Consider the following 25,553-nt stretch of genomic DNA (forward strand, 5'->3'; position numbering starts at 1 on the left):
GCCCCCGCCGTTCCGGCCGCACCGGCTGCCCCGCCGGCCGTCGCGGCCCCGGCAGCGCCTGCGGTGCCGAAGCCTGCGCCGGCACCGCGCCCGGTCACCGCACCGCTTCCCCCGGCGGCCCCGGCCGCGCCCACACCGCCGCCGCACCCGGACAGTGTGAGCAGCAGCACCAGCACCAGTACCACCACCATCACCCACGGTCGTCTGGACCTCTCGCACCAGCCGCGCCAGGCGTTCGTGCTGATGGGCGGCGGCGACAACTTCGTCGACGCTTCGATGGCCGACCTCAAGCAGGCTCAGCGTGACGTGCAGGGTCGGGACCCGGCGTTGTGGGTGCGCGTCGGCAACGAGCGGTACCTGGTGCGTGACCCGGCGCTGCTGCAGTCGCTGTCCAAGGCCCAGCAGCAGGTGGCCAAACTGGGCGAGCAGCAGGGCGCGCTGGGCGAACGCATGGGCGCACTGGGCGAGCAGCAGGGTGAGCTGGGCGAGCGCATTGCCGAGGTGGCGATGCGCGCCAGCCGCGATGCGATGGAGTCGATGGACGCAGCGGAAATGGCCAACAATGCCGCGCGCACCACGAAGGGCGATGCAGCGCTGGCCGAACGCGCCGCGCAGCGCGCCAAGGCGGACGCGGCGGCGGCAGTGGACCACCGCCGTATTGCCGAGATTGCCCGCCAGCAGGCCGAGCTGGCCCGCCAGCAGTCAGGCCTGGCGCAGCAGCAGAGCATCGCCTCGGCCCAGATTGCCCGCGACGTGCGCAAGGCGTTCGACAAGGCACTGGCCGATGGCACCGTGCAGCGCCTGAGGTAACGGTAATGCCCGGGCGTATGCCCGGGCACCCCGTCGCGGGTCAGTTACAGCCGATGCGTTCGATCTTGTTGTCTGCATCCACGTTGATCGTCAACCGATCTTCGCGGAAGTCCATGGTGACGGCCATGCCCGGCTTCACCACGCGCGCGTTCTTCGCGCCGCTCTTGGCCACCGCCTGTTTGACCGTCGCTTCGTTCGCGACTTTTCCATTGAACTGTTCGAGAACGTCGGGATTGCACTTCATGGTGCCTCCATCAGCGACATGCGGCACCGGATCGACCACGGCCGGATCGGTGCTGCTCTTGGGCGGGGTGCTGCACGCGGTCAGCGGCAGGGCACAAGCAAGCAACAGCAGGGACATACGCATGGCCAGTCTCCGGGAGCGGGTAAGTGCGGCCAGCTTGCACCGCCCCGGCTGCACGGGGTGTCAACGCCCGCTCAGCCGCGGACGGGGCCGCCTTCCAGTGCCAGTGTTTCGCGTTCGCGGCGTTCTTCGGCCACCAGCCGCAGCATCAGCAGCGACAGGGTGACCACGTCCTGGTGGTTGTGTTCGGCCACCCGGCGCAGGTTCACCGCGCTGCCACCGCGCAGGTAGTTCAGCCACGCCGCCGGCGCTTCGGAGCCGGGCAGGTCGTCTTCGCGCACGATCTGCAGCAGCTGGCGCTCGATCGTGGCCAGCCGGCAGTTCTCCCAGGTGCCGCGGTAGCGACGGCGGGTGGGGAACAGCAGGTCCACATGGTCCAGCGGGGTGATCGGGCAGCGCTGGCGGGCCAGCCGGTAGCGGGTCTTCAACAGCGGCGCGTCGTAGCAGCGGCCGTTGTAGCTGGAAAACACCGTGCTGGGCTGCAGCCAGCGCGCGAACTCGGCCAGCATCGCGGTTTCAGCCGCCATGGTGGTCATCAGCAGCTGGCGGATGCGCAGGCCGTCGCCGCGCGCGGCATCGCGGTGCCAGTCGGCCGCGCCGATCATGAAGGCACGGGTGCCGGTGCCGCCGGCCAGGCCGGTGGTTTCGGTGTCGAAGAACATCAGGTCCTGCGGCTGCACCTGCTCGCCGTCGCGCTTGGCGAAGGCCAGCGACAGCGGCTGGGTCGGAATGGGCTGGGCCAGGAACGATTCGATCAGGAACAACCCGGGTGCGATTTCCTCGCCGGGCACATGGCGGTCCTGCGCATTCGCGCGCGGGCGCGCCGCGGCCGTACCGCGATCACGCAGCCCCAGCAGCCGGTGCAGGCCACCCACGTCCGGCCTGCGCAGCGGTGCCGGTGCCGGCACGGGGACGCTCGCGCCGCTCGGCTTGTGGCGGATCTCCTGTTCCACCCAGGCGAACACCGAATCCGGCGCAGGTCGGCGCGCCTGCGCATCGTTGGCGGCGACCGGCACCACGGGCGGGGGCGCAGCAGCGGGTTCGGCCGCCACCGTGCGCGGCGTCGCATCACCGGCCTGGCGCCGCAGCAGGCGCAGCTTGTCCAGGCTCAGGCTCAAAACGGCACCACATCAACGTCGTGCTGCGCGTGCGCATTGGCATTCGACAGCGCCGGTTCGTCGAACAACGCCAGCACCTTCAAGGCCAGCGCCTTGGGCGTGGTGGCATCGTCTTCCTGGCCGGCCAGCACCGGGCCCACGCAGGCCGGGCAACCGGCCTTGCAGTCGCAGCGCTGCACCAGTTCCTGCGCGCGCTGCAGCAGCTCGGCCTGGCGCAGCCACAACGGCTCGCTCAGCCCCACGCCGCCGGGGAAGTTGTCGTACAGGTACACCGTGGGCACGAACTGCTGCTGCAGCTCGATGGCGCTGGCATCGAACTCGGCGCCACGCAGCTGGCCACGGCCGCTCTGGTCGGCCACCGCGAACCACGCACCATCGCCATTGCCCACCGCCTTCTGCAGGTCGCGCGCATCGGCCATCACCGCCACCGTGGCGACGATGTGCAGCGCGTAGGCGGCGCCGAGGAAGCCGTCCAGCGCCTCCTGTTTGGACTCGAACGCGGTCAGCAGCAGCCCCTGCGGCAGCTGCCACCACACCGCCGTGGTGTGCAGCTCCTGGTCGGGCAGGTTGACCGGCCCATAGCCGATGTTTTCGTGGGTGTAGTAGCGGATCTTCTTGTACCCGGCCACGCGCCGCACCACGTGCACTTCGCCGTGGTGCGAATCGCCCTGGCCGGCCATGCAGCCGTCGAAACGGTCCAGCACCTTGAGCTTGGTGAAGTCGATGCTGTCGGTGTAGTAGTCCACGTGGGTGCGGGTGACGTAGGCCTTGCGGCCTTCCCAGTCCAGCCGCTCCACCTGGTACGGGGTGGACTGCACCATGTGGATGGCGCCTTCGTACAGGGTCAGCGCGGCGGCGGAGTAATCCACCTCGGCGATGATCTGCTGCTTGCCGTCGCTGCGGTCGACCACCACGAAGTTGCCGTCGGCCACCGAACGCAGGCTCACCGCATTGGCCGGGTAGCTGTCGGCGATCCATTCCCAGCGGTCGCCCTCACGGTGCACCACCTCGGTTTCGGCCAGCGCTTCCAGGAACACCAGCGGGTCGATCGGCCCGAACGGGTCGCCGGCCAGGAACGGCAGCTCGAAGGCGGCGCAGCGGATGTGGTCGAACAGGATCAGCGGCTGGTCCGGAGCGGTACGCGCGTGTTCGGGCGAGGCCTCGGCGAAGAAGTCCGGGTGCCGCACCACGTACTGGTCCAGCGGCTGCGAGCTGGCCACCAGCACGCCCAGCGCGGGCTGCTGGCGGCGGCCGGCGCGGCCGAAGCGCTGCCAGGTGGCGGCCACGCTGCCGGGGTAGCCGTTGAGCACCACTACGTCCAGGCTGCCGATATCCACGCCCAGCTCCAGCGCCGAGGTGCTGACGATGCCGTCGATGTTGCCGGCGCGCATGGCGCGTTCGGTCTCGCGGCGCTCGGTGGGCAGGTAGCCGCCGCGATAGGCGCGGATGCGTGGGGGCTTGCGCGGGTCGTGGTCGAAGATGTCCTTGAGGTACTTGGTGAGCACTTCGACCATCAGCCGGCTCTGCGCGAAGATCAGCGTCTTCAGCCCGGATTTGATCGCGATGCGGGCAATGCGGTTGCTCTGCGAGCGCGCCGAGGCGCGCAGGCCCAGGTCGGCGTTGACCACCGGCGGGTTCCACAGCAGCACTTGCTTGGGCCCGGTCGGCGCGCCGGATTCGGTGATGGCGGTGACCGGTGCCTCGATCAGCGCTTCGGCATGCGCCTGCGGGTTGCCGATGGTGGCCGAGCACAGGATGAACTGCGGGGACACGCCGTAGAAGGCGCAGATCCGCTTGAGCCGACGCAGCACGTTGGTGACATGGCTGCCGAACACGCCGCGGTAGCTGTGCACCTCATCGATCACCACATAGCGCAGGTTTTCGAAGAACTGCGCCCACTTGGTGTGATGCGGCAGGATGGCCTGGTGCAGCATGTCCGGGTTGGACACCACGATGTCGCCATGCAGGCGGATCGCCTGGCGCGCATCGCCGGGGGTGTCGCCGTCGAAGGTGAAGGCCTTCACCCCCAGGTCGCCGGCGCGGTTGAGCTCCAGCAGCTCGGCCACCTGGTCCTGGGCCAACGCCTTGGTCGGGAACAGGTACAGCGCCTTGGCCTTGCCCTGCATGGCGGCGCTGACCACCGGCAGGGTGTAGCACAACGACTTGCCGCTGGCGGTGGGGGTGACGATGGCCACGTGTTCACCCCGCTGGGTGGCCTCCCATGCTTCGGCCTGGTGGCTGTACAGCTGCTCGATGCCCCGCGCCTTCAGCGCGGCGGTCAGCGCGGCCGGCACATCGGCCGGGATCGGCGCGTAGCGGCCTTCGCGGCCGGGAATCGTGAAGCTGCCGGTGATGCGGTCGGCATAGCGCTGCTGCAGCCGGGCGGTGAGCAGCGCACCGTTGCGCGAGGGCAGCCCGTCGGTGGTCGCGAGGCGGCGCTCGGCGTCCTCGGTGCGCTTGGCAAGTTCGTAGGCCATGGGAACAACGGTCTGCAAAGGACGCCATGGAAGCACAAACCCGTCTCAGTGGTTGAGACATCGCCGGCCGGGCGGGTGAATGATTCAGCGCCTGCGCGGCTGTCGCGAACGGGCAACGAAATCTGAAGGTCGTCTCCGTATGCTGCGCGCTGAACGCTGCACACAGGACCAGACGTGGCATTACGCACAGGGATGGCAACAACGACAATGATCGCCGCGCTGCTGCTGGCGAACGGGGTACGGGCCCAGCAGGAGCCCGGCGAACCCGCCGACAGCGCGGACGCCCGCGTCACCACGCTGGGCGAAGTGCGTGCGCTGAAGCCGGAGGACGACGTCCCGGTGGACCTGTACCGCTTCAGATCTCCGGTGCAGCCCGAACCCAACGCCTTCAACCGCAGCTGGCGCGAGCCACCTTCGCTGGAGGAGGTGGGCATGCGCGGCGGCTATTTGATGATGGGCATCAACTACGGCATCGCAAAGACCGCGCAGGGCCTGCATACGCTGACCCGCGCCCCGGACCCGATCCAGTCGGCCATCGCGCGCCCGCCGCCGGGGCTGGATGCGGCCCAGCTGCGCCGCGCGCTGCAGTTCTGTGATCCGCAGCAGGGCTGCACGGCGCCGGCGGGGGAGTGAGCCGCTATCCTCCCAGCATTGCCCCTTCAATGCTGACGCCATGCTGCTGCGCTCCCTGTGCCTCGCCCTGCTGCTTCCGCTGCCAGCACTCGCCAGCGACATGGCCGATGGTGGCAGTTGCCGCAACGGGGCGTTTCCGTCGGATCAGAGCAATTTTGCGCAGGCCAGGGTGATTGGCGCACAGCGCCTCTACCTGCTCGATGATATGAACGGATGTCCTCGCAAGGGCGAAGCCGCCTGCCGCCACGGTACCTACGTCGTGAACGGGGACACCGTTATCAGCGGCCGCGACCTGGGCCGCTACCGCTGCGTCTTCTTCCCCAACAAGGTGGGTGGCAGCGCGGGCTGGGTGGACAAGGCACGGCTGCAGAAGCTTCCCACGCGTACCCCCGTGTTGACGGATTGGGCCGGGCACTGGCGCAGCGGCGACGACAGCCTTGTCATCCGCGTGCAGGGCAATGCGCTGTCGGTGGAAGGCGATGCCTACTGGCCCTCGGCCAACCCCAGCCCGGAACAGCGGCCGGGCGGACCCAACATGGGCCAGGTGGCGGCCCGGGCTGTACCCGAGGGGGAGAAGGTCGTCTTCAGCGAGGACATGTGTGAGGTGCGCGCGCAGTGGCTCGGTGACGCGCTGCTGGTGGCGGACAACACCGAATGCGGCGGCATGAACGTGCGCTTCAACGGGGTGTATCGGTTGAAGTAGCCGTAACCTGCCTCAGGTAGCGGTGAGCGCGGCGTTCACTTTCGCCTCGATACGGCTGCAGTGCTCCATAAGAGCATCGAACGCTAACGGAGAGCCATCGAACAGGCCTTCATCGATCATGGCCTGATAATCGGCGGCCAGATGAATTCTGCCCTCTGAACACGGAACGATCCGCAAACCGCCGCGGATGGCATCGGCGTACTGGATGATGCTGCCGTCCAGAGATCGGCACTCAAAGAACATCTGCTTGTGGGCAGCGACCTGTTCAGCCAACTGCGGTTCGGCGAGGGCGGCGTCGACATAACCGTGCTGGTCCAGCCTGGCCATGTCATGCCAATGCCGCGCAAATCTTTCGGGAGTCTTGTCCTGATGGCAGTAGACATGCGCCGCAGTCGCCTTTTCCCAGAACGTGCGTTCAGCGCGCATGACGCGCGGACACGCCTGGGGAAACTCAAGGCCAAGCAGAGCAGACGCATCGCAGGCGACATCGAAGCGTTCGGCGGGCTCACCGCTTGAGCGGGCGCCAAACTCAAGCAGGACCATGGGACGAACGTACTCACGCGCAGCATTGACCGGCTCGTAATGAAGTTCGACCTTGTCCAATGAAGTGGACACCTTCAACGGAACACTGCCTGCTTCAATGGCGCGCTGCAGGGCAGGCACTACATGCGTCTGTATCCAGATGGGCAACTGTTTGCGCACTGCGCTTGTCCACTTCCTTTCCTGGCTTCGGCTGGCGGGAAGCGGTTCAATGGCATTGGGCTCCGGACCCGCGATCAGTTGCCGTATGTCGTAGGTAAGATCGATATCCTCGGAAAACCGCTGGATCAGATCGCCGTGCGCCTTGGACAGCGATGTTCCGCCCTTGAAGACGAGGTGTTCACCGAATGGCTGGGCGAACAGGACATCGAGCGCCCACACGACCCATACATCTTTTTCCAGCAGGTACGCCGGCCGGCCACTCGCTGTTGCGGCAGCTTCCAGCGCATCCCGACGGTCATCCGCCGACAACGCGAGAAAGCGATCAGCCATGGGCCGACAGGTCCCTGATTGCTTTGCTCATCCAGGCTGGCATGTAGCGGGTGGAAACGCTGGTCAGCTCGGCAAGCTGGGCTTCGGACATTCGCTGACTGAGCAGCGAAGCCACGGCCTGAGCGCGTTCCTTCCCTGCCCAGGCCATTGCCCGAAGCGCGGTACCCGCTTCCCGGTTGGCGAGCGCGAGCTTCCAGCGCGGTGCGTGGCGGATCTCAACAACCTGATTGCCAAGCTGCAACCTGCGCGAGACCCCTGAGCTCAGGTAGACCGGACGCATTGGCACCTGGGTGGTCAGGCCCAATGAGTTTGCGGCCGATGCCTCTCCCACCACCATTGTTTCGCCGGCCTGCGAAGCCAGCGAAGTGACGACCTTGTGGGCATCGGGTGCGCGCTCGCCAAAGCGGGTCTGGATGGGCCGGACGTACAGCCCACGATCCACGCGCATCAGGGCGCCGGTCTTTGCCAGCCGGGAAAGCGCTTGGTCGAGCGCATTGCGTGTACCCAGCGAGAACAGGATGTCGGCCGACAGAACGCTGCCCTCGGGCATCTGAGCAGCCATCGCGAGGATTCTGTGGGGGAGTGACTTCATGCTTGTAGTGTGCACCAGGTGTCAGAACATTGCCGTTAATATCTGACATAAAGTTTCTAAGCATTTGACGTTATTGATATATTTCATCAATCGTCAGATGGCGGCCGGAGGCGTCACTGGGTCGGGTCTGCGCCGCTCGAGCCACCACAGCAGGGCGGCGACGGCGATGAAGGCGAGCAGCCAGGGCCAGCGGGGGCCGGAGACCTTGTCCGGCGTTCCGCTTATGGCCGCGTTCGTTTCAGCCAGGCGGTTGGCGGTGGCAGTACGCAGCTGCTGGCGGTACAGCGGTTGCGCGCTGGCCGGGTCGAGTACGTAGAACGCCTGCACGGTGTCGCCGTGCTGCAGCTGGTGCCAACCGGGCTGCTGCGGCCAGTAGCCGGCGCACTGCTGGCTGCCGCTGGCCGGATCGACCTGCAGGGCGACGGTGTGGCCTTCTGCATCGCGGACACGCGTGCCGCGCGGCACCTCGCACACGGTCATGCGCTCGCCCGACCATGGAGTGGCTGACTGCAGGCGAACGGCAGGCGCCCCCGGCAGCGCACGTGCCACCTTGGCCAGCACGCCCGACCACAGCTCTGCGTAGCGGTCGTCGCGGCCGGAGAGGACCAGCCGGTAGCTGTCGGTTACCGGCAGCAGGGCAATGCGGCCGCGACCGACGCTGCGCCAGCCGCCGACAGCATTGCCCTTGGCGTCGAGCAGCAACGCATCCGCACCGGTCACTCCCGCGTCGAACCGCTCCAGCGCGGGCGGCGCGGCGCCGTGCGATGTGGCGTCGGCTTCGTCTGTCCATGCGGTGCTGTCGGTGGACGGCCGTTGCGGGCCGCGCCGTGCCTGCAGCAGCGCCGCTTCCGGATCGGCCGGCAACTGCAGTGGTATCGCACGGGTGCCTCCGCTCACCGGCATGCCCCAGTTGCGCAATGCCTGGCGGGTGGAATCGTTGAGCGGGCCGCCGCTGCGTACCACCACGCCCAGGCCATCGCGCAGTGCCTGCTGCACCAGCGTGCGTTGCGCCGCGCCCAGTGCCGCCAGGCTGCGTTCGTCCAGCACCAGCACGTCGGTGGCGGCCAGTCGGCCCGCGCTCAGGGCCACCGGCGCATCGCCCAGCATGACGCCGCCACCGGCGCTGGACTGGGCCTGCACGGGCAGGCCGGTATCGGTGGCCCAGCGGCGCAGGTACTTCAGTTCCGGGCCGGGTGCGCCGGCAAGGATCAGCACGCGCGGTGGGGTTGCCGCCACGGTCTGCAGCGGCACCGGGAGGCTGTCCACGGCGTGCTGCTGGGCGTCGAGCAGGCGCAGGGTGAATTCGCTGCGGCCGTCGGCGCGCGCGCTGCCGTGCAGGCGCACATTGCCCTGCGCGTCCAGCGGCGCGCGGTCGACCACCACGCCGGCCGGGTCGAGCAGTTCGGCCCGCCCGCCGTCGACACCGCCGGCACGTGCGGCTACCTCGAACAGTGCGCCGGGTGCGGTGACCGCCGGCGGCTGGAGATCCAACCAACCATGGGGCGCGGCAGGGGATTGCAGCGTTGCACGCAGCGGCAGTTCGGTATCGCGATCACGCGCGGACAGTCCATCACCGACCAGCAGCAACGCGGTGCTGCCCGGATGCTGGCGCAGCGCGGTGGCCAGGTCGGGGGCGCGCATGGCGTCTGCACCGGGCGTCGCTTCCGGCAGCGCGATGACGGTTGCGCCGGCGGGCACGGTGCCTGCGGATGCGGCGTTGGCGGTCAGTACGGTCAGTTGGCCCGCTTCCACGCTGCGCTGTGGGGGTACGAGGGTGAAGTAGAGCAACAGGGCGGACAGGGCCTGCAATGCGAGCAGCGCAGTGCGTCTGGGGGAAGGCAGCCACGCAGGGCGTGGCTCTACGCGGAGGACGCGCACGCTGCCTGCGACGGTGATCAGGGCCAAGGCAATCGCGATCCATGCTGCCATGCTCATCGCGTGCCCTCCAGGGCATCCAGGTAGCGCTGCGCCATCGGGTCCGGTGTGCTGCGGCGTTCCAGCTGCGGCAACGGTCGCTGCAACGCGCGCCACAGCTGTGCGCGCAACGTGGTGCGGCAGGAGGCGCAGTCTGGTGCGAGACGCAGTTCCTCGACCGCCGCGGCGAGGCTCAGCGGATCGGACAGCCGCGATTGGTGGCGGCCCAGCCACTGGCTCAGCGCGTCGAGGTCCGGTGTGCTGCGGGTGTCGGCCAACTGTTGCCAGACCGCCACGATGGCCGGATCAGGTGCGTCCACGGGGGTAATGGTGGAGGCGCGGTTGCCGAGATCGGCGCGGTCGCCGGTCATGCGGCGGTTTTCGTCGATCGGCGGCAGCTCGGGCCCGACCCGGGCGAGATAGATGCGCTCGGCCTGCTGCACCTGTTTGATGAAGCCCAGCGCCTTGTACGCGAACGGCAGCGCGCGCTCGGGGCGGCCCTGGCGCAGCTCGCCTTCCGACGACCACATCTGGTCCAGTGCCGCCTTCAGGATCGCGCGGGTCTGCGGATCCAGCAGCGTGGCTGCTTCGGCGTGGTCGTGGGTGTGGCCGTACTCGGAAAGCACGTCGGTGGCGGCGCCGAATACCGGGGCGCTGTCGGCCTTCGTTGCACCGTGCTCGTGATCATCGTGGCCGCCCCGCGCACTGGCGGTGTCGTGTGCGTGATCCTCATCGTGTTCCGCAGCGGGCGTATCGCTGGTGGGCAGGCTGTCGCTGGTCGGCGGCGGCTTGGCACCGCCTTCGCTTTCCTCGCCCAGGAACTGCCCATAACGCAGGCGCAGGATCCGCTGGTCCACGCCGATCGCGTCGGAACGCTTCACGAACTCGTCGGCCGGCAGCTGGCGGCGCAGTTTGATCAGTGCTTCGGCGTCGATGATGATCTGGCGCTGACTGCGGAAGTACGCCGGCAGGGTTTTCTTGACCATGCCTTCCAGGTCCGTGCCCAGCACCTGTTCTTCGCTCGGCAGGCGCAGGATGAGGCTGGTGCTCTGAGCGGTCTGTGCGGTGGGGGTGCGGTTGTCGCGCACCTGCAGCTGCGCGATCACATCGTTGCCCGGGCCGGCGCCGAGTGCGGCCAAGTCCAGCGTGCGCGTGAAGCGGCGCTGGGTGGCCGGGCCCGTGCCGGCCAGCGCGACGCGCTGCTCGCGGAAGGTGATGTTCTCGCCGCTGCCCTGGGCCAGGGTCAGGTGCAGTTCGGCGTTGGCCGCCACGCCGAAGTCGTCGCTGGCCTCGAACTGCAGGGTCCATTGGCGCTGGCCGGGCGTGGCCAGGACCAGGGTGCGGTCCGGCGCGATCACGCGCACGCTGGGCGGCCGGTCGGGCACCACATCCAGGCGATACAGCCGCGGCGTGGTCAGCGCCGGCTCGGTCACGATGCGGTACAGCGTGGGCTTGGCCGCCTTCCACTGCGCCACCCACGCTTCGCCATCGCGGCGCAGCGCGATGCGGGTGCCGTCGTGCAGCTGCAGTGCGGCCTGCGTGGGCTGTGCGCTGAAGCGCAGCGACCAGTCCAGCGCGCTGCCCTGCACGACCTTGGCATCGAGCGCGGTCTGGGTGCGCAGGGCCTGGCCGGTGTAGGCAGGTGCCTGGATCCGCAGCCGGGAGGACTGCAGGCTGGGCGGTTGCGCCGGGCTGGCGGCAGGCGTGGCACGGCCGGGAAGGGCCGGCAGCGGTGCGCCCGGTGCAGGCCAGCCTACGGCCAGCACGGCCGCCAGCATCCCGCCACACCACGCCACGGCCAGCCAGCGCTTCGGCCAGGCCGCGCGCAGGTCCGGCGGCGCGGCCTGCAGCGCGGCGGTGATGCGCGCGTGCTGGCGTTGCTGCAGGGGATTGAGCGCGGCGGTATCGGCGAACAGCAGGTCGGCGCTGTCCTGCGCGATGGCATGGGTGTCCAGCTGGCGTACCAGCCAGTGCCGGTCCAGCCGTCGCGCGCGCCAGGTGGCGGTACCTGCGACGACCAGCAGGGTGGCCAGCAGCACGATGGAGCCGAGGTTGATCCCCGCCACCCGCGCCGCGATGGCGGTGAGGGCCAGCGCCACGGGCACCAGCAGCAATGCGGTGATCCACCACCGCCGGCGACGCGCGCGCTGCCATGCCTGGTGAACGCGGTTCATGCGCCCGCCCCGCGTCGTGGTGCGGTAGCCATCCAGCGCTCCAGGGCGAACAGCAGCACGATCAGCACCAGCAGCCATGCCGCCAGGTCACGCGGCTGCGTCTGCGGCGGGGTGGCACCGGTCAGCGGCGCCTGCGCGGCCGCAGGCGCCAGTTGCGGCGGCGGCAACGGATGTAGCTGCTCCAGCAGGCGGCGCGGGAAGGACGGTTCACGCAGGATCGGCAGTGCATCGGCTGACAGCGCGGCCGTGAAGCGCAGCACCTGTCCGCGACCGAGGGCATGCCGCATGACCGCCGCCTTGCCGCCGGCGTCCTGCAGCACCGTCGTACCCGTACCGGTGGCGGCCTTGGTCGACACAGCCAACACGCTGCCGCCGGCCTGCACCCAGGCCTGCCAGGCGGCCGGCAGGGGCGCATCGGCCAGCCACACGCCGACCTGACCTTGTTCGGGCAAGGCATCCGTGGCGAGCGCGGCCGACAGCGGCTGCCCGCTCCACGCGCGCTGCAGGGCATCGAGCACGCGCAGCGCCGACGGATCCTGATCCGTGCCACTGACGCGCAGCTGCGGCGCGTTGTCCGGCACCGTCGCGCCCACCGGCATGGCAACCGGACGCCAGGTTACCGCACGCGACAACCGTGGTCGCTCGCCGTCCAGCCCGCGCATCGGATCGGGGATGTACACCATTAATTCCGTCCCCTTGGGCAGGGTTTGATCCAGCTCGCGCAGCAGACTGGAAAGCGGCTGCTGGCCGGCCGGTGCCGCGTCCTGCATCGGCGGGAACCCGGGCGCCAGCCAGTGACCCTCGCTGCCTGCAGGCAGCGTCGGCGGGCTCAGTCCCGGCGCCACCACCACCCACGGCGGTGTCTGTACCGGTGCGCCATGCAGCAGCGGCCGGGCCAACAATACGGCGAGCGCGGCAAGCAGCAGCAGGCGCACCAGCAGCAGCGGCCACTCGTCGAAACGGATCCGCTGGCGCGGGCGGGCCTTCGCGCGCAGCCAGCGCAGCGCGGCGAACTCCAGCGGCGCGTAGTGGTGGCGGCGCGCCAGATGGATCAGCAACGGCACCAGCAGCGAGGCCAGCGCCAGCAGCCCCAGCGGAAACAGCAGCGACAGGCTCATCGCGTGCTCCCGGCCAGCAGCCGCAGCGGCGCATCCAGCGGCTGGTCGATGTGGGTCACCACGTGGGCAACGCCACCGCGCAGAAGCCGCGCTTGCAGCACGCGCTGTGCCTCGGCAAAGCGGGCCAAGTACGCGTCGCGGATCGCACGGCCATCACCCAGCAGTTCTTCACCGGTTTCCGGGTCGCGGAAGCGGTGGCCGTCCTGGAACGGAAAATCGCGCTCCTCGGCGGTCAGGATCTGCAGCTGCACCACATCGCGGCGGGCCGCCGCCAACCGTTCCAGCAGCACGGTGCCAGCCTCGTCGAAGCCATCGCCCAGCGCCACCAGCATGTCGTTGGCCTGTACGCGTTCCCACACCGGGCGCAGCGCGTCCGCAGCGGGCCACGCGCCATGGGCACGCAGGCGGTGCAGCAGCAGGTGGATGCGGTCGCGCTGGCGCGCACCACTGCCGGCCGGCACCAGCTGCACGCCGTCGCCATTGATGGCCACCAGGCCGAAGCGGTCGCCCTGCTGCAGCGCCAGTTCGACGATGCAGGCCGCAGTGGCACAGGCATGGTCCAGCCGCGACACCGCGGGGCGTGCACGGTCGGCCTGCCCGGCCGATGCGGTGGCATCCACGAGGATCCAGATCGTGACCGGATTTTCGCGCTCGGACTCGCGCACGAAGAAGCGGTCCGAGCGGGCGTACAGCTTCCAGTCGATCTGGCGGAGTTCGTCGCCGGGCTCGTAGGCGCGGTACTGCGCGAATTCCAATCCAGCACCGCGGCTGCGGCTGGCATGCTGGCCGATGCCCTGTGCGCCGGCCGCACGCCGCGGCAACAGCCGCAGCGCCTTGAGGCGGCTGCGGACATCGGCGGGAATGGCGATCGGGGCGTGCGGGCTCACGGCAGGCTCAGGCGGGGAAGGGCACGGCCTGCAGCAACGCGGCGATCACATCGTCGGCGCCCTTCTGCTCGGCTTCGGCGGCGAACGAGAGCAGCAGGCGGTGGCGCATCACCGGTGCGATCAGCGCCTGCACGTCATCGCGGGTGGCCGCGAAACGCCCCTGCAGCAACGCGCGGGCCTTGGCCGCCAGCACCAGCGACTGCCCGGCACGCGGGCCGGCGCCCCACTTGATCCAATGGTTGACCGCCTCGGGTGCGCCCGGGCCGGGCCGGCTGGCACGGACCAGACGGGTGATCCAGCTCAGCACATCATCACTGACATGCACCTGGCGCACGGCGGCCTGCAGGGCCAGTACATCCTCGGCGTGCATCACCTTGGGAACGGCGCCACTGCTGCTGCCGGTGGTCTGCACCAGGATGTCGCGCTCTTCCTGCTCGGTGGGGTAATCCACCCGCACGTGCAGCAGGAACCGGTCCAGCTGGGCTTCCGGCAGCGGGTAGGTACCGGCCTGTTCGATCGGGTTCTGCGTGGCCAGCACGAAGAACGGTGCCGGCAGCGCATAGGTGGTGCCGGCGTAGCTGACGGTGCGTTCCTGCATGGCTTCCAGCAGCGCCGCCTGGGTCTTGGGCGGGGTGCGGTTGAGTTCGTCGGCCAGCAGCAGGTGGGTGAAGATCGGCCCCTGCTGGAAGCGGAAATGGCGATGGCCGGTGCCGTGGTCTTCTTCCAGCAGTTCGGTGCCCAGGATGTCGCTGGGCATCAGGTCCGGGGTGAACTGCACGCGCCGGAACTGCAGCTCCAGCGCCTGCCCCAGCGAACGCACCAGCAGGGTCTTGCCCAGCCCCGGCGCGCCTTCCAGCAGCACATGGCCACCGGCAAGCAGGCCGATCAGCAGCTGTTCCACCACATCATGCTGGCCCACCACGGCCTTGCCCAGCGCATCGCGCAGGGGCTGCAGTTTGGCCAGGAGAGAATCGATAGGGCTGTCAGTTTGCATGGGGAAACTCGCAAAAGTCGGTGTAGAGCCACGCCCTGCGTGGCTGAAGAAATCAACGAAGCCTAATTGTTCAACGCGTACATCACGATGTTCACCGCAAACCGGGTGTTGTCCTCGGCCAGGAACCGTTTGTTGCGCCAGTCGTAATCCCACTCGCAGCCGTAATCCTTGTTGCTGTAAAGCACGCCGAGCCGGCCATCGACCTCGATGCCCTTGAGGTAATCGTGCACAACGTCGTCGCCCCAGCCATTGAGCTCGAAGCTGGTGGCCGGCGGCCCGTCCGGGAACTTGAAGAAGCTGCGATACAGCGCATGCGTATTGGGCAGCTTCTTCAGCGCGGCCGGCCCGAACAGCTTGGCCATCTGCGCTTCGAACGACTTGGCGAACAGCCCATCGATATCGTGGTTGCAGTCATCCACGAACACGAACCCGCCGTTGCGCACATAGCGCACGAAGTTCTGCCGCTCGGCCGCATTGAATTCCACCAGCTTGTGCCCGGCCAGGTAGCAGAACGGGGCTTCCAGCATGCGCGGGTCCGACAGCGCGACCACATGTTCGGTCGGGTCCACCCGCAGCGTGGTGTAGTCGATCAGCGAGGTGATCACGTTGGACGGCATGCGCGCGTCCACGTCCCAGTCGCCGGAATCGTACTTGAGGCGGGTAAACCAGAAGTCGTACCGCCCGGCCTGCGCGCGGGCGAACGAGGGCAGGGCCGCCAGGGCGGCCCCGCCAAGCATCAACCGCAGGAACTGCGCGCGGTTCATTGCCGCACGCGCGCCATCAGACCGCGTCGGACAGCGAGGTGAAGGTGAAATCGCGCAGCTTCATCGGCGGGATCATCATCACGAAGCTGGACTCGTCACCGGCCACGCGCACCGGCTTGCCCAGCTCTTCGATGTTGTTGAGCATGATCACCGGCGATTCGTTGAAGCGGAAGTTCTTCACCGGGTACTTGATCTGGCCGTTTTCGATGTAGAAGGTGCCGTCGCGGGTCAGGCCGGTGAGCAGCACGGTCTGCGGATCAACCATGCGGATGTACCAGGTACGGGTGACCAGGATGCCCTTCTGGGTGCCACGGACCAGCTCGGCGGTGCTCTTGTCGCCGCCGCTCATCAGCAGGTTGCCCGGGGTGGCGTTGGCGGTCTTGCCCTGCTTCTGCGCCCAGAAGCGCGAGTAATCCAGGTTGGCGACCTTGCCGTTCTCGATGATGGCCAGCTTGCTGCGCGGCAGGCCCTGCTGGTCCCACGGCAGCACCGGAGCCTCGGGGTGCCACGGGTCGGCGTACATGTTCACGCGCGGGTCGTAGACCTGCTCGCCCAGCTTGTTGCCACCGCCCTTCTTGGACAGGAAGCTGCGGCCTTCATCGGCCGAGCGCGCATCGAAGAAGTTCATCATGAAGCTGATCAGGCCGGCAGCGGCGGCCGGTTCCAGGATCACGGTGTACTTGCCCGGCTCCAGCGCCTTGGCTTCGGACGATTCGGTGGCCTTGCGCATGGCGATGCGCACGTCCTGGTCGGCCTTGAAATCAGCGGCGTCCTTCAGGTTGCGGCCGACCCAGCCCGAACCGCGGCCGTCTTCGGTGCGCACGGTGCAGGTGTAGTCGAAGTTGGTGCTGCGCTGGTAACCGAAGTTGCCGTTGCTGTTGGCGGTGGCGTAGAAGCCCTGGCCGTCTTCCAGGAAGCCGGCGGCGATCAGGCCGTTGCCGCGGCAGGGCGCGATCGAATCGGCGGCGACCTTGGCGCGGAACGCCGGGTCGATGGTGGCGGTGGATTCGCTGAAGGTCGGGCTGGCGGTGTAGGCCTGCTTGCCGATGGCCGGCAGGAACTCCGGGTTTTCCGGGGCCAGGCGGGCCAGGTCTTCGGCGCGGCGGACCACGCGTTCCAGCGCGGCGTCGTCGAACTCGTTGATCGAGGCGGTGCCCACGCGCTTGCCGAAGGCCACGGTCACGGCCAGTTCGGTGTTGTCGACGATGCCGCTGGTGGAAACGTTGTTGAGCGCGAAACGGATGTTGCCGTTGATCGAGCCGGCCAGCACCGCGGTGGTCTCATCGGCCTTGGACAGCGCGATGACCTTGTCGAGGATGGCCTTGGCCTGGGCTTCGGTGAAGATACTCATGGAATAAGGGCTCCTGACCGGTCAGCCGAGGCTGCGCGCGGTGTTGATGACGTTGATGCCGTTGAAGCGCGCGGTGGACGAACCGTGCGAGACCGCCGAGACCTGGCCCGGCTGGCCCTTGCCGTCGAAGAACGAACCGCCCAGGCGGTAGTCGCGTTCGTCGGCCACGGCGCTGCAGGCGTTCCAGAACTCCGGCGTGCGGATCTGGTAGGCCACGTCTTCGAGCATGCGGGTGATCTGGCCATTCTTGATTTCATAGAACAGCTGGCCGCCGAACTGCGCGTTGTAGCGCTGCTGGTCGATGGAGAACGAACCGTCGCCGATGATGTAGATGCCGTTCTCGACGTCCTTGACCAGGTCGCTCACGCTCAGCGGGGTCTTGCCCGGCGCCATCGACACGTTGGCCATGCGCTGGAACTGCACGCTGGACCAGGAATCGGCATAGCAGCAGCCGTCCGATTCGGTCTTGCCCAGGATGTGGGCCTGGTCGCGGATGGTCTGGTAATCTACCAGCTTGCCGTTGCTGATCAGGTCCCAGCGCTTGGTCTTGACGCCTTCATCGTCGTAGGCCACCGCACCGAGGCTGCCCGGCTGGGTCTTGTCGGCGAAGATGTTGACCAGGTCGCTGCCGTACTGGAAGTGCTGTTCGCGCTTGTCCAGGGTGGCGAAGCTGGTGCCGGCGTAGTTGGCCTCGTAGCCCAGCACGCGATCCAGTTCCAGCGGGTGGCCAACCGATTCGTGGATGGTCAGCCAGGTGTGCGAGGGGTCCAGCACCAGGTCGTACTTGCCCGGCTTGACCGACGGCGCCTTCAGCTTTTCCTGCGCCTGCTTGGCCGCCGCGATCGCGTCTTCCTTCATGTCGTAGGAAGAACCGTAGTTGACCACGCCGTTCGGCGTGAGCACCTTGCCGGCCGCGGCACCATCGAGGTATTCGTAGCCCATGCCCATCGGCGCGGACAGGCCTTCGCGGGTGCGGAACTTGCCGCTGGCCTTGTCGATGGCGGTGACCGTCATCGGCGCCCAGATGCGGTGTACGTCCTGGTCGATGTAGGAGCCATCGGTGGAGGCGAAGTACTTCTGCTCGTTGACCAGGAACAGCATCGAATTGACGAAGCTGGCGCCGGCGCCCATCGCGGCGGCGTTGACGTCCAGCAGCAGCTCGACCTTTTCCTTGATCGGCACGTCCATCGCGTTCTTGCGGATCGGCGTCTTCCAGCTCACCTCGCCCACGCCGGGCGTGGCGGCCAGCTGCACCTTGGCGGTCTGCACGCCGGCGTTGGCCTTGGCGATGGCCACTGCCTGCTTCGCGGCACGCGCCACATCGGTCGGGTTGAGCTGGTTGGTGGCGGCAAAGCCCCACGCACCGTTGACGATCACGCGGATGCCCACACCGGTGGATTCGGTGTTCACCACGTTCTGCACCTTGTCTTCGCGGGTGATCACGAACTGGCGCAGGTAGCGGCCGATACGCACGTCGGAATAGGTGGCACCGGCCTGGCGGGCGGCGGCCAGCGCGGCATCGGCCAGGCGCTTCTTCAGCGCCGGGTCCAGGGTGCTGTGCAGCTGCTCGGCGGCGATCACCTTGCCGAAGAACGCCGGCACGATCAGGCCGCCAGCAGTAAGCCCGGTCAGGGCAAGGAAGTCACGTCTTTGCAAGGCAGCTCTCCACGTCGGTGTGGGGGTGGCAGGAACAAGGCGGGATCACGGGTACAGCGGTGTTTCGATTCTTGCGGGCGCGGCGGTCCAACGGTAGTGACGTTTGGCACGGTGGCCGGGCGGCTCAGCCCAGGCTGCGTGCGGTGTTGATGATGTTGATGCCGTCGAAGCGCGTGGTCGCCGAGCCGTGCGATACCGCCGAGACCTGGCCCGGCTGGCCCTTGCCATCGAAGAACGACCCGCCGAAGCGGAAATCGCGCTCGTCGCAGATCGCGCTGCACGCGTTCCAGAACTCCGGCGTGCGGATCTGGTACGCCGCGTCTTCGACCATGCCGGCGATCTGCCCGTTCTTGATCTGGTAGTACAGCTGCCCGCCGAACTGCGCGTTGAAGCGCTGCTGGTCGATGGAATAGGAGCCGCGGCCGTGGATGTAGATGCCGTTCTCCACGTCCTTGATCATGTCGGACACGCTCAGCGGCGTCTTGCCCGGTGCCAGCGACACGTTGGCCATGCGCTGGAACTGCACGCTGGACCAGGAATCGGCGTAGCTGCAGCCGTGCGATTCGGTTTCGCCCAGCAGGTGCACTTCATCGCGGGTGGCCTGGTAGTTGACCAGGATGCCGTCCTTGACCAGGTCCCAGCGCTTGGTCTTGACCCCTTCGTCGTCGTAGCCCACCGCGCCCAGGCTGCCCGGGGCGGTCTTGTCGGCGAAGAAGTTCACCCGCTCGCTGCCCCAGCGGTAGCCGGCGTCGCGCTTGTCCAGCGTGGCGAAGCTGGTGCCGGCGTAGTTGGCCTCGTAGCCCAGTACGCGGTCCAGCTCCAGCGGGTGGCCGACGTTCTCGTGGATGGTCAGGAACAGGTTGGAGGGGTCCAGCACCAGGTCGTACTTGCCCGGCTTGACCGAGGGTGCCTTGAGCTTCTCGCGGGCGTGGCGGGCGGCGGCGATGGCATCTTCGACCGGGTCGTAGGAGTCACGATAGGCGGTGATGCCGCCCGGCAGCTGGATCTTGCCGCTGGCCTGGCCATCGAGGAACTCGTAGCCCATACCCATCGGCGAGGACAGCCCGGCGCGGGTGCGGAACTTGCCGGTGCTCTTGTCGATGGCGGTGGCGGTGAACGGCAGCCAGATCCGGTGCACGTCCTGGTCGATGAAGGAGCCATCGCTGGAGGCGAAGTACTTCTGCTCGTTGACCAGGAACAGGGTGGAGTTGATGAAGTCGGCGCCGGCGTTGATCGCGGCCTCATTCAGGCTGAGCAGCAGCTCGACCTTGTCCTGGATCGGCACCGCCATGGCGTTCTTGCGGATCGGCGTCTTCCAGCTCACATCGCCCACCCCGGTCACCGGGGCCAGTTGGACCGGCCGGGTCTGGATGGTGGCGTTGGCGCGGGCAATGGCAGCGGCCTGCTCCACCGCGGCCAGGATCGCGGCCGGGGTCTGCTGGTGGGTGGCGGCAAAGCCCCACGCGCCGTTGACGATGACCCGGATGCCGATCCCGGAGGATTCGCTGTTGGTGACATTCTGCACCCGCGCTTCGCGGGTGATCACTGCCTGGTTGAGGTAGCGGCCGATGCGCACGTCGCAGTAGCTGGCCCCGGCCCGTTTGGCCGCGGCGAGGGCGGCCTCGGCCAGCGCCTTGTTGCGGACCACGTTGCCGGGCTCAAGCAGCTGCTCGGCGGCAATCAGGCGGGAGTTCGGCAACATCAGGCCGGCGAGGCCCATTCCAGACAGCGTCAGAAACTCACGGCGTTGCACAGCTTGCGATTCCCCGGGGTCGGTCAAGCCTTCGACTTTCGGTGGCCGCCGCCAGTGGCACAAGTGACTCCGGTCATGGTTGGATGTGCGCTGTCATCACTTTTTCGCATGGATATGAGCCAACAACGCTGGTCCGAGGCCTGTGAGCGCAACCGCGACCCGATCCTGGCCGTGCTGCGCCACCATCTGCAGGACCGCCACCGTGTGCTGGAGATCGGCAGCGGCACCGGCCAGCATGCCGAATACTTCGCCGCCCAGCTGCCGCACCTGCAGTGGCAGGCCAGCGATCATCCGGACTACCTGCCGGGCATCGCCGAGCGCCTGGCCGAGGCGGGCCTGCCCAACGCACCGGCGCCGTGGCCGCTGCAGGCGGTGATTGCGCCGGTACCGGGCCTGGCCCCGCTGCCGGAGGCGCCGCTGGGGTTCGACGCCGTGTTCAGCGCCAACACCCTGCACATCATGGGCTGGCCGCACGTGCAGGCATTCTTCGCCGGGCTGCCGGCGGTGATGGCCCACGATGCGCTGCTGTGCGTGTATGGGCCATTCAATTACAACGGCAACTACAGCAGCGACAGCAACCGGCAGTTCGATGGGTGGCTGAAGGCGCGGGATCCGGAATCGGGGATCCGGGATGCAGAGGCGGTGGATGCGCTGGCCGCAGCGCAGGGCTTGCGGCTGGTTGACGATGTGGCGATGCCGGCCAACAACCGGTTGCGTATCTGGCGGCGGTGACGGGCAGGGCGGTTACCGTGCAAACCCACCCAGCGCAGGCTCCTGGGCCTGCTGCGGGGCGGCGTGCTGCAGCTGGAACGCCTGCTGCTGCTCGATCTCAGTGGCGGCGGCCTCCAGCTTCCGGTCCGACACCGCTACCGGCGTCTGCTTGGCCAGTTCGATATCAAACGGCACCCGCTGCTGGTCATGCGGTCCGCTCCCATGCTGGACAAGGAAGGCGTAACCCTTCGATCCAAACACCACCTCATCGACGCGGGAGATCTCGCTCCCCTGCAGCGGGCCGGTATTGCTGCCGGGGTACAGCGCCTGGCGCGTCTCCCGGTTGTCCATCGCGCAGGCCAGCGCCGAGTGGCAGAACTGTTCCCGTTCCAGCCCGTTCGCGAAGCTGACCTGCCCCTTGTCCTCGGCCGCCTGCACGCCTTCCCGGATGCGCGCCAGCGTCGGGTTGTCCACGTGCGCGGGGACGTCCGGTGCCGTCCGCTGATCGCGCTGCGCGGCCAGCTCCACCAAGGCCTGCAGCTGCGCTTGCTCTACCGGATCGGGCTGGATGGAGCGGTGTTCGAACCGCGCCGCCAGCGCCTGGTCAATCGGCTCGGAGTCGTTGCATGGGTCGACGATCTTGCAGTTGGCCAGCGCCTCGCGAAGATTGCGCTGGCCATCGCCGTCGACCTTCAGCCCGTACAACGCAGTTGCGCCGCCGGCCTGGTACAGCGTCATCGTATCCAGTTCCATCGGCACGGCGCGCTTCTCGAACAGCGGCTGGTCGCGCAAGGTGTTGAGATAGTCGATGGCAGCGTTGCCGGTCAGGATCTCCAGGCCTGCATCGCGATTGCCACCGCCGACGTTGGAATGGCCACCGGGCGCGGCCACGTTGATGGCACGCCCATCCGGCGTCATCCCGGCATCGTTGATGGCCTGGTGCGGAAACAGCTCGCGCTGCTCGTGGGCGGCCATGATGGCCACGCGCGAGATCACGCTCGGTGGCAGGCGTGCGTCGAAGTTGGCGGGCATGTTGGTCGCCACTGGATCCAGCAGCAGGGTGGCCTGTGCGGTCTGGCCTGGCGGCACCAGCGGTGGTAATCGGCTGATGACGCTGATGTTGCCGTTCTTGTCATGGCCAAACCCAAGGCCTTCTTCAGGAACGATGCCGTACTCATCAATCAACCGCAGCAGCCCGGCCGTCTGTACCGCGCCGCGACTGTAGCCGATGCCAACAACGCGGATTTCTGCCTCGGGGTTGGCATCCTTCCAGGTACTCACCTGCTCGGCGAGCTCTCGGTAAGAGCGTGTTATTCCATCTTCCCAAGAGCGCGCAAGCATGCCGTCAACGGCACGGCTCACGGCGTTGTGTTGGGTGCCGATGCCCGCAGCATAGTGCGTACCGATCCGACTCTGTGGATCCTTAGAGAGCTCAAATGCCTGGCTATACAACTCGCCTACAGTCGTGCTCGGGCCGAGCTTGGGGTTCCTGGCGTCTTGACCCGTTCCATCCAGAAATGCGAAGAACACATACTCGTTAGCAGTGTCGCCGCGTTGAAGCATCGGCACCGACATTTGTTGTAGCTGGTGGCGCACATCGAGCTCCATCCGCAGGTCATCTGCGCTAACGGGTCGACCGCCCGCGTTGGAACCAATCTTGCCCATGGCAATGCTCCCTTTGCTCAATAGGTATAAGTTTTCACCAGCACAAGATCACGGCGCGAAGTGCTGTAGCGATTTCCAGGATCCTGAAGATGCTTCGTTGGAATCGAGGCCTTCATGTACACGCGAATGGTGCGGTCATTGACCTCCAGCAGGATGGAAGGAACACTTTCGTTCTTTCCATTGGGGAGATCAGCGGCTTCTTCACGCGGGACGAAGTGGTGAACCAGTTCGTCTTTGAAGATGGCCCCGATATCAATCTCGGCTTCGTGCAATGTTCCGTCCTTCGACCTCCAGGTGACCTTTGCTGGCGAAACGAAGTTGGGGACAGCTCCGTAGCTCCCGTTCCATCCCTTGAGGTAATCGTCACCGTAGGACGCAGAAGACTTGGTCGGCTTGTCGCGGCCAAAGGCGAAGCCGTCATAAACAACCTGGCATTCGAGCGTGTCGTAGCAGCGCGGCTCGAAGCTATGCTTCTCAAACCGCAACGGCCAGTCCACCGGCTTGTAGTTCATCTTCGCTGCGATGGCAGGATCACCTTCGGGCACCAACTCACCGCTGGTCAGTACCGGCGTCTCGGGATAGGTATAGCGGACGGAGGACACCGGCACGTTCTCCTGCATCTGTGTGGCCGTGGGCGTGGCCGCCCCGGGCGTGGCGCAGGCGGCCAGCGCCAGGCTGGCGACGGCGGCAACCTGCATGGGTAACTTCGGCATCGCACTTTCCTCATCATCGCGCCCAATGGGCATCGGTGTTTCCGGCAACCGCGGAAGCGGCCTGCGCTTGGGCAGGATCGGTAAACCACCCGGTGGCAGTGCCCCGAGTGCTTCAATTGTCCGTGTGTTGATGATCGCCACGTCGCGCAGCAGCTGGGCGTCGTGGAAGGGGTCCTGAACTTTCAGTACCCGGGGCCCGCGCAGTTTCCTGTCGTCGTCCATCGCCGGCCTCCGATCGTCCCTGTCGTCGCCCGATCATAGACCAGCCTGCTAGCGCCGGTATTCCTGGCTGACGCATTCGACCTCTTGGGCCCCTGCGCGTGACCGCTTGGGCGATCAGCTCTCGCTGGAAAATCTGGAGAGGCAACGCTGGCAGCTGGAGGCGATCTCCTGGACCAGTGTTTCCAGAACGGGGTGTTCGATACCCTCGTCTTCCAACTGCAGGCGCTGCTCCTCGGCCACGCGGGGAAGTTCGAGCGCCATGCTGGCCAGCATCTCCATCGCAACGGCCGGGGCCAGGCGCATGGCCGTGGCGGTAGCCTGCCAATCGCGCAACGTGATGTCCCACCAGCGATAGTGGCTACCGACTTTCATGGCGAGCTTGATCTTGCGCTTCTGCAACTGCGGGTAGGGCAGTGCGCTGGAGATGTCGTAAAGCGGCGCCAGGCGGACCTGCTCGCCGTCCAGAAGCAGCGAGTAGTTCTTGGCGTGTGCATCGGTCCCGCCAATCAGATAGTTGAACGCCAAGGCGCGGAACAGCATCTCCACGTCTTCTTTCGGACGGCTGGCGTGTTGCCACAGGACATCCGCAAGGTCAGCGGCGCCGGGTCCGCCCTGGTTCTGGTACTTGATCTGCGGCATGACGCCCAGCGCCTGGCAGAAGTCCTCCTGGTGGATGCGGATCCATCCGTCGGCGGTACGCTTGCGGTCATAGCGCTCCACGCAGATGGCGGATTCTCCGTCCATCTCGATTTTTTCGGAGAATGCCGCTGGCATGCCCATCGCGCGGGCAAGGCGCAGGCAGAACATCTCGTTCTCGACGAAGCCGTTGTAGTCACTTCCGGGCGGCTTGAGGATGTGCGTTGTGGGAATGCGTCCGCTGGGCACCGCCCAGCCGTCATCCGTCCTCAGCAACGCAATCTTGGCCTGCGCGCCGGCGAGACTGAACTGGCCAATATCCCCAAGCCAGCGCCCACTGCCGACATCGCGCCGGACCTGTGAAAGGCGCGCGGCAACCTGGGCATCGCTCAAGGGCTCGATGCCATCGGCCTGGCCTGCGATGACCGCCTCAACGCGTTCGGATGCAACGAACTGGACGGCGCCCGCACAGTCTTCGCCCACGTGTGCAAGCAGGGCAACCGGATTGCGTGGCGAGACGTGGAAGCGCGCCGCCCAGCCTTGGAGCGTGTTGTCGTTATCAGGCAGTAGCCCCCACGCGGCAGCCGCCACTGCGCCGGGCGCGTGGGTGGCTGCGCTGAGCGGCAGGCACAGCGACAGCGGGAACGCCCCGGCTGCGCCGTGCCATTCCGGGGTGTACGCGAAGTGCGGGTTGCCATGTGCATCCTGACGCAACGTGCCCATGGGTACACCCTGCATCAGCACGTGGAGACTCATTTCGGTTTCCGATGCTGGCCGGTGTACGACGGGGGCGTTTCATGCACGCTCGGCGGTTCCGCGGTGCTCTGGCGGCCGGTGGCAGCGCGTGCGCGTTCCAGGATCTTGGCATATGACAGCGGCAAGCGATTCGGGTCTTCACCTTGTGATGCCGCAGGAACCGCGCGGTGGCGGTCAAGGATGTCGTCCAGCCCCGCTGCAGGGATGGCAATGCGGGCGGCCTCCGTTTGCTGGTCTGCGGCTGTCAGCCGCAGGCCGAGCACGTTCATCACCCGCAATACCAACTGCAGCTCCGCGCGCGGCTTGCCTTTTTCGATATCCACGACCCATTGGCGGCTGACGCCCGATTCGGAGGCCAGGCGCGCTTGATCCCATCCAAGCGCCTTTCGGCGCTGCCGGATGATATTGCCGACATCTTCAGCAGTCTTGAGCGTAGCCATGACAAAAATGTAAGCGAGCGAACACAAGTTAGCAAGTGTATGCGAACGCATACATTCCAATGGAACCAGG

Annotated in this window: 21 protein-coding genes and 1 pseudogene; 4 read left to right on the top strand and 18 right to left on the bottom strand. The window is 67.3% G+C overall.

Annotated features, from left to right (window positions below; genetic code table 11):
* Positions 1-810, top strand: a pseudogene (locus tag QMX79_RS06910) (transmembrane BlaR protein); the annotation flags it as partial.
* Positions 811-850: 40 nt separating this feature from the next.
* Here the strand turns inward: QMX79_RS06910 and QMX79_RS06915 are convergent.
* The 3 genes from QMX79_RS06915 to QMX79_RS06925 all read right to left on the bottom strand — a co-directional run bounded on the left by QMX79_RS06915 (position 851) and on the right by QMX79_RS06925 (position 4,769).
* Positions 851-1,171 carry an I78 family peptidase inhibitor gene (locus QMX79_RS06915; RefSeq protein WP_282245688.1) on the bottom strand — a complete coding sequence of 107 codons (321 nt, stop codon included), beginning with the start codon at positions 1,169-1,171 and terminating at the stop codon, positions 851-853.
* Between the two features lie 77 nt (positions 1,172-1,248).
* The gene (locus QMX79_RS06920; RefSeq protein ID WP_282245690.1) at positions 1,249-2,292 is read right to left on the bottom strand and encodes a ribonuclease H-like domain-containing protein; all 1,044 of its coding nucleotides are present in this window, start codon (positions 2,290-2,292) and stop codon (positions 1,249-1,251) included.
* Positions 2,289-4,769 carry a DEAD/DEAH box helicase gene (locus QMX79_RS06925; RefSeq protein ID WP_336618854.1) on the bottom strand — a complete coding sequence of 827 codons (2,481 nt, stop codon included), beginning with the start codon at positions 4,767-4,769 and terminating at the stop codon, positions 2,289-2,291. Before QMX79_RS06925 ends, QMX79_RS06920 begins: the two co-directional genes overlap by 4 nt.
* Positions 4,770-4,976: 207 nt before the next feature.
* Between QMX79_RS06925 and QMX79_RS06930 the strand changes: the two genes are divergently transcribed.
* Both QMX79_RS06930 and QMX79_RS06935 read left to right on the top strand, forming a co-directional pair.
* Complete coding sequence (locus QMX79_RS06930) at positions 4,977-5,402, top strand: hypothetical protein (RefSeq protein ID WP_282245693.1); 426 nt, start codon at positions 4,977-4,979, stop codon at positions 5,400-5,402.
* Between the two features lie 40 nt (positions 5,403-5,442).
* Positions 5,443-6,105 carry a hypothetical protein gene (locus QMX79_RS06935; protein WP_282245695.1) on the top strand — a complete coding sequence of 221 codons (663 nt, stop codon included), beginning with the start codon at positions 5,443-5,445 and terminating at the stop codon, positions 6,103-6,105.
* A gap of 12 nt (positions 6,106-6,117) precedes the next feature.
* On the opposite strand, the gene QMX79_RS06940 is transcribed toward QMX79_RS06935, so the two are convergent.
* From QMX79_RS06940 to QMX79_RS06990, 11 genes are all read right to left on the bottom strand, one after another.
* Entirely contained in the window at positions 6,118-7,137 is a 1,020-nt protein-coding gene (locus tag QMX79_RS06940; RefSeq protein WP_282245697.1) for a nucleotidyl transferase AbiEii/AbiGii toxin family protein, read from the bottom strand.
* Entirely contained in the window at positions 7,130-7,729 is a 600-nt protein-coding gene (locus tag QMX79_RS06945; protein WP_282245699.1) for an AbiEi antitoxin N-terminal domain-containing protein, read from the bottom strand. Before QMX79_RS06945 ends, QMX79_RS06940 begins: the two co-directional genes overlap by 8 nt.
* A 93-nt stretch (positions 7,730-7,822) precedes the next feature.
* Positions 7,823-9,664: a hypothetical protein gene (locus QMX79_RS06950; RefSeq protein ID WP_282245701.1), complete on the bottom strand. Its 1,842-nt coding sequence runs from the start codon at positions 9,662-9,664 to the stop codon at positions 7,823-7,825.
* Positions 9,661-11,817 (bottom strand): hypothetical protein, encoded by a 2,157-nt coding sequence (locus QMX79_RS06955; RefSeq protein WP_282245703.1) that lies wholly within the window; start codon positions 11,815-11,817, stop codon positions 9,661-9,663. Before QMX79_RS06955 ends, QMX79_RS06950 begins: the two co-directional genes overlap by 4 nt.
* Positions 11,814-12,935, bottom strand: a complete 1,122-nt coding sequence (locus QMX79_RS06960; protein ID WP_336618855.1) for a BatA domain-containing protein — start codon at positions 12,933-12,935, stop codon at positions 11,814-11,816. The genes QMX79_RS06955 and QMX79_RS06960 overlap by 4 nt, the downstream gene beginning before the upstream one ends.
* On the bottom strand, positions 12,932-13,822 hold the full coding sequence (locus QMX79_RS06965) for a DUF58 domain-containing protein (RefSeq protein WP_282245705.1): 891 nt from the start codon (positions 13,820-13,822) through the stop codon (positions 12,932-12,934). The genes QMX79_RS06960 and QMX79_RS06965 overlap by 4 nt, the downstream gene beginning before the upstream one ends.
* Positions 13,823-13,829: 7 nt before the next feature.
* On the bottom strand, positions 13,830-14,816 hold the full coding sequence (locus QMX79_RS06970; RefSeq protein WP_282245707.1) for a MoxR family ATPase: 987 nt from the start codon (positions 14,814-14,816) through the stop codon (positions 13,830-13,832).
* Positions 14,817-14,878: 62 nt separating this feature from the next.
* On the bottom strand, positions 14,879-15,580 hold the full coding sequence (locus tag QMX79_RS06975; protein ID WP_282245709.1) for a DUF4159 domain-containing protein: 702 nt from the start codon (positions 15,578-15,580) through the stop codon (positions 14,879-14,881).
* Between the two features lie 16 nt (positions 15,581-15,596).
* Positions 15,597-16,931 carry a TldD/PmbA family protein gene (locus tag QMX79_RS06980; protein ID WP_282245711.1) on the bottom strand — a complete coding sequence of 445 codons (1,335 nt, stop codon included), beginning with the start codon at positions 16,929-16,931 and terminating at the stop codon, positions 15,597-15,599.
* A 21-nt stretch (positions 16,932-16,952) separates the two neighbouring features.
* Entirely contained in the window at positions 16,953-18,587 is a 1,635-nt protein-coding gene (locus QMX79_RS06985; protein ID WP_282245713.1) for a TldD/PmbA family protein, read from the bottom strand.
* Between the two features lie 124 nt (positions 18,588-18,711).
* Complete coding sequence (locus QMX79_RS06990; RefSeq protein WP_282245715.1) at positions 18,712-20,340, bottom strand: TldD/PmbA family protein; 1,629 nt, start codon at positions 20,338-20,340, stop codon at positions 18,712-18,714.
* Between the two features lie 90 nt (positions 20,341-20,430).
* Here QMX79_RS06990 and QMX79_RS06995 point away from each other — a divergent pair, with 90 nt between their 5' ends.
* Positions 20,431-21,072 carry a DUF938 domain-containing protein gene (locus QMX79_RS06995; protein WP_282245753.1) on the top strand — a complete coding sequence of 214 codons (642 nt, stop codon included), beginning with the start codon at positions 20,431-20,433 and terminating at the stop codon, positions 21,070-21,072.
* A gap of 12 nt (positions 21,073-21,084) precedes the next feature.
* On the opposite strand, the gene QMX79_RS07000 is transcribed toward QMX79_RS06995, so the two are convergent.
* The 4 genes from QMX79_RS07000 to QMX79_RS07015 all read right to left on the bottom strand — a co-directional run bounded on the left by QMX79_RS07000 (position 21,085) and on the right by QMX79_RS07015 (position 25,483).
* Positions 21,085-22,716, bottom strand: coding sequence for a DUF2235 domain-containing protein (locus QMX79_RS07000; protein ID WP_282245717.1), 1,632 nt, complete (start codon positions 22,714-22,716; stop codon positions 21,085-21,087).
* Positions 22,717-22,733: 17 nt separating this feature from the next.
* Positions 22,734-23,651 carry a hypothetical protein gene (locus QMX79_RS07005; protein WP_282245719.1) on the bottom strand — a complete coding sequence of 306 codons (918 nt, stop codon included), beginning with the start codon at positions 23,649-23,651 and terminating at the stop codon, positions 22,734-22,736.
* A gap of 114 nt (positions 23,652-23,765) precedes the next feature.
* Positions 23,766-25,043, bottom strand: coding sequence for a type II toxin-antitoxin system HipA family toxin (locus tag QMX79_RS07010; RefSeq protein WP_282245721.1), 1,278 nt, complete (start codon positions 25,041-25,043; stop codon positions 23,766-23,768).
* Positions 25,040-25,483: a helix-turn-helix transcriptional regulator gene (locus tag QMX79_RS07015; protein WP_282245723.1), complete on the bottom strand. Its 444-nt coding sequence runs from the start codon at positions 25,481-25,483 to the stop codon at positions 25,040-25,042. Before QMX79_RS07015 ends, QMX79_RS07010 begins: the two co-directional genes overlap by 4 nt.
* Between the last annotated feature and the right edge of the window lie 70 nt (positions 25,484-25,553).

The sequence above is a fragment of the Stenotrophomonas sp. PS02300 genome, from assembly GCF_029959395.1.
GTDB classification, from domain to species: Bacteria; Pseudomonadota; Gammaproteobacteria; order Xanthomonadales; family Xanthomonadaceae; genus Stenotrophomonas; species Stenotrophomonas maltophilia_AD.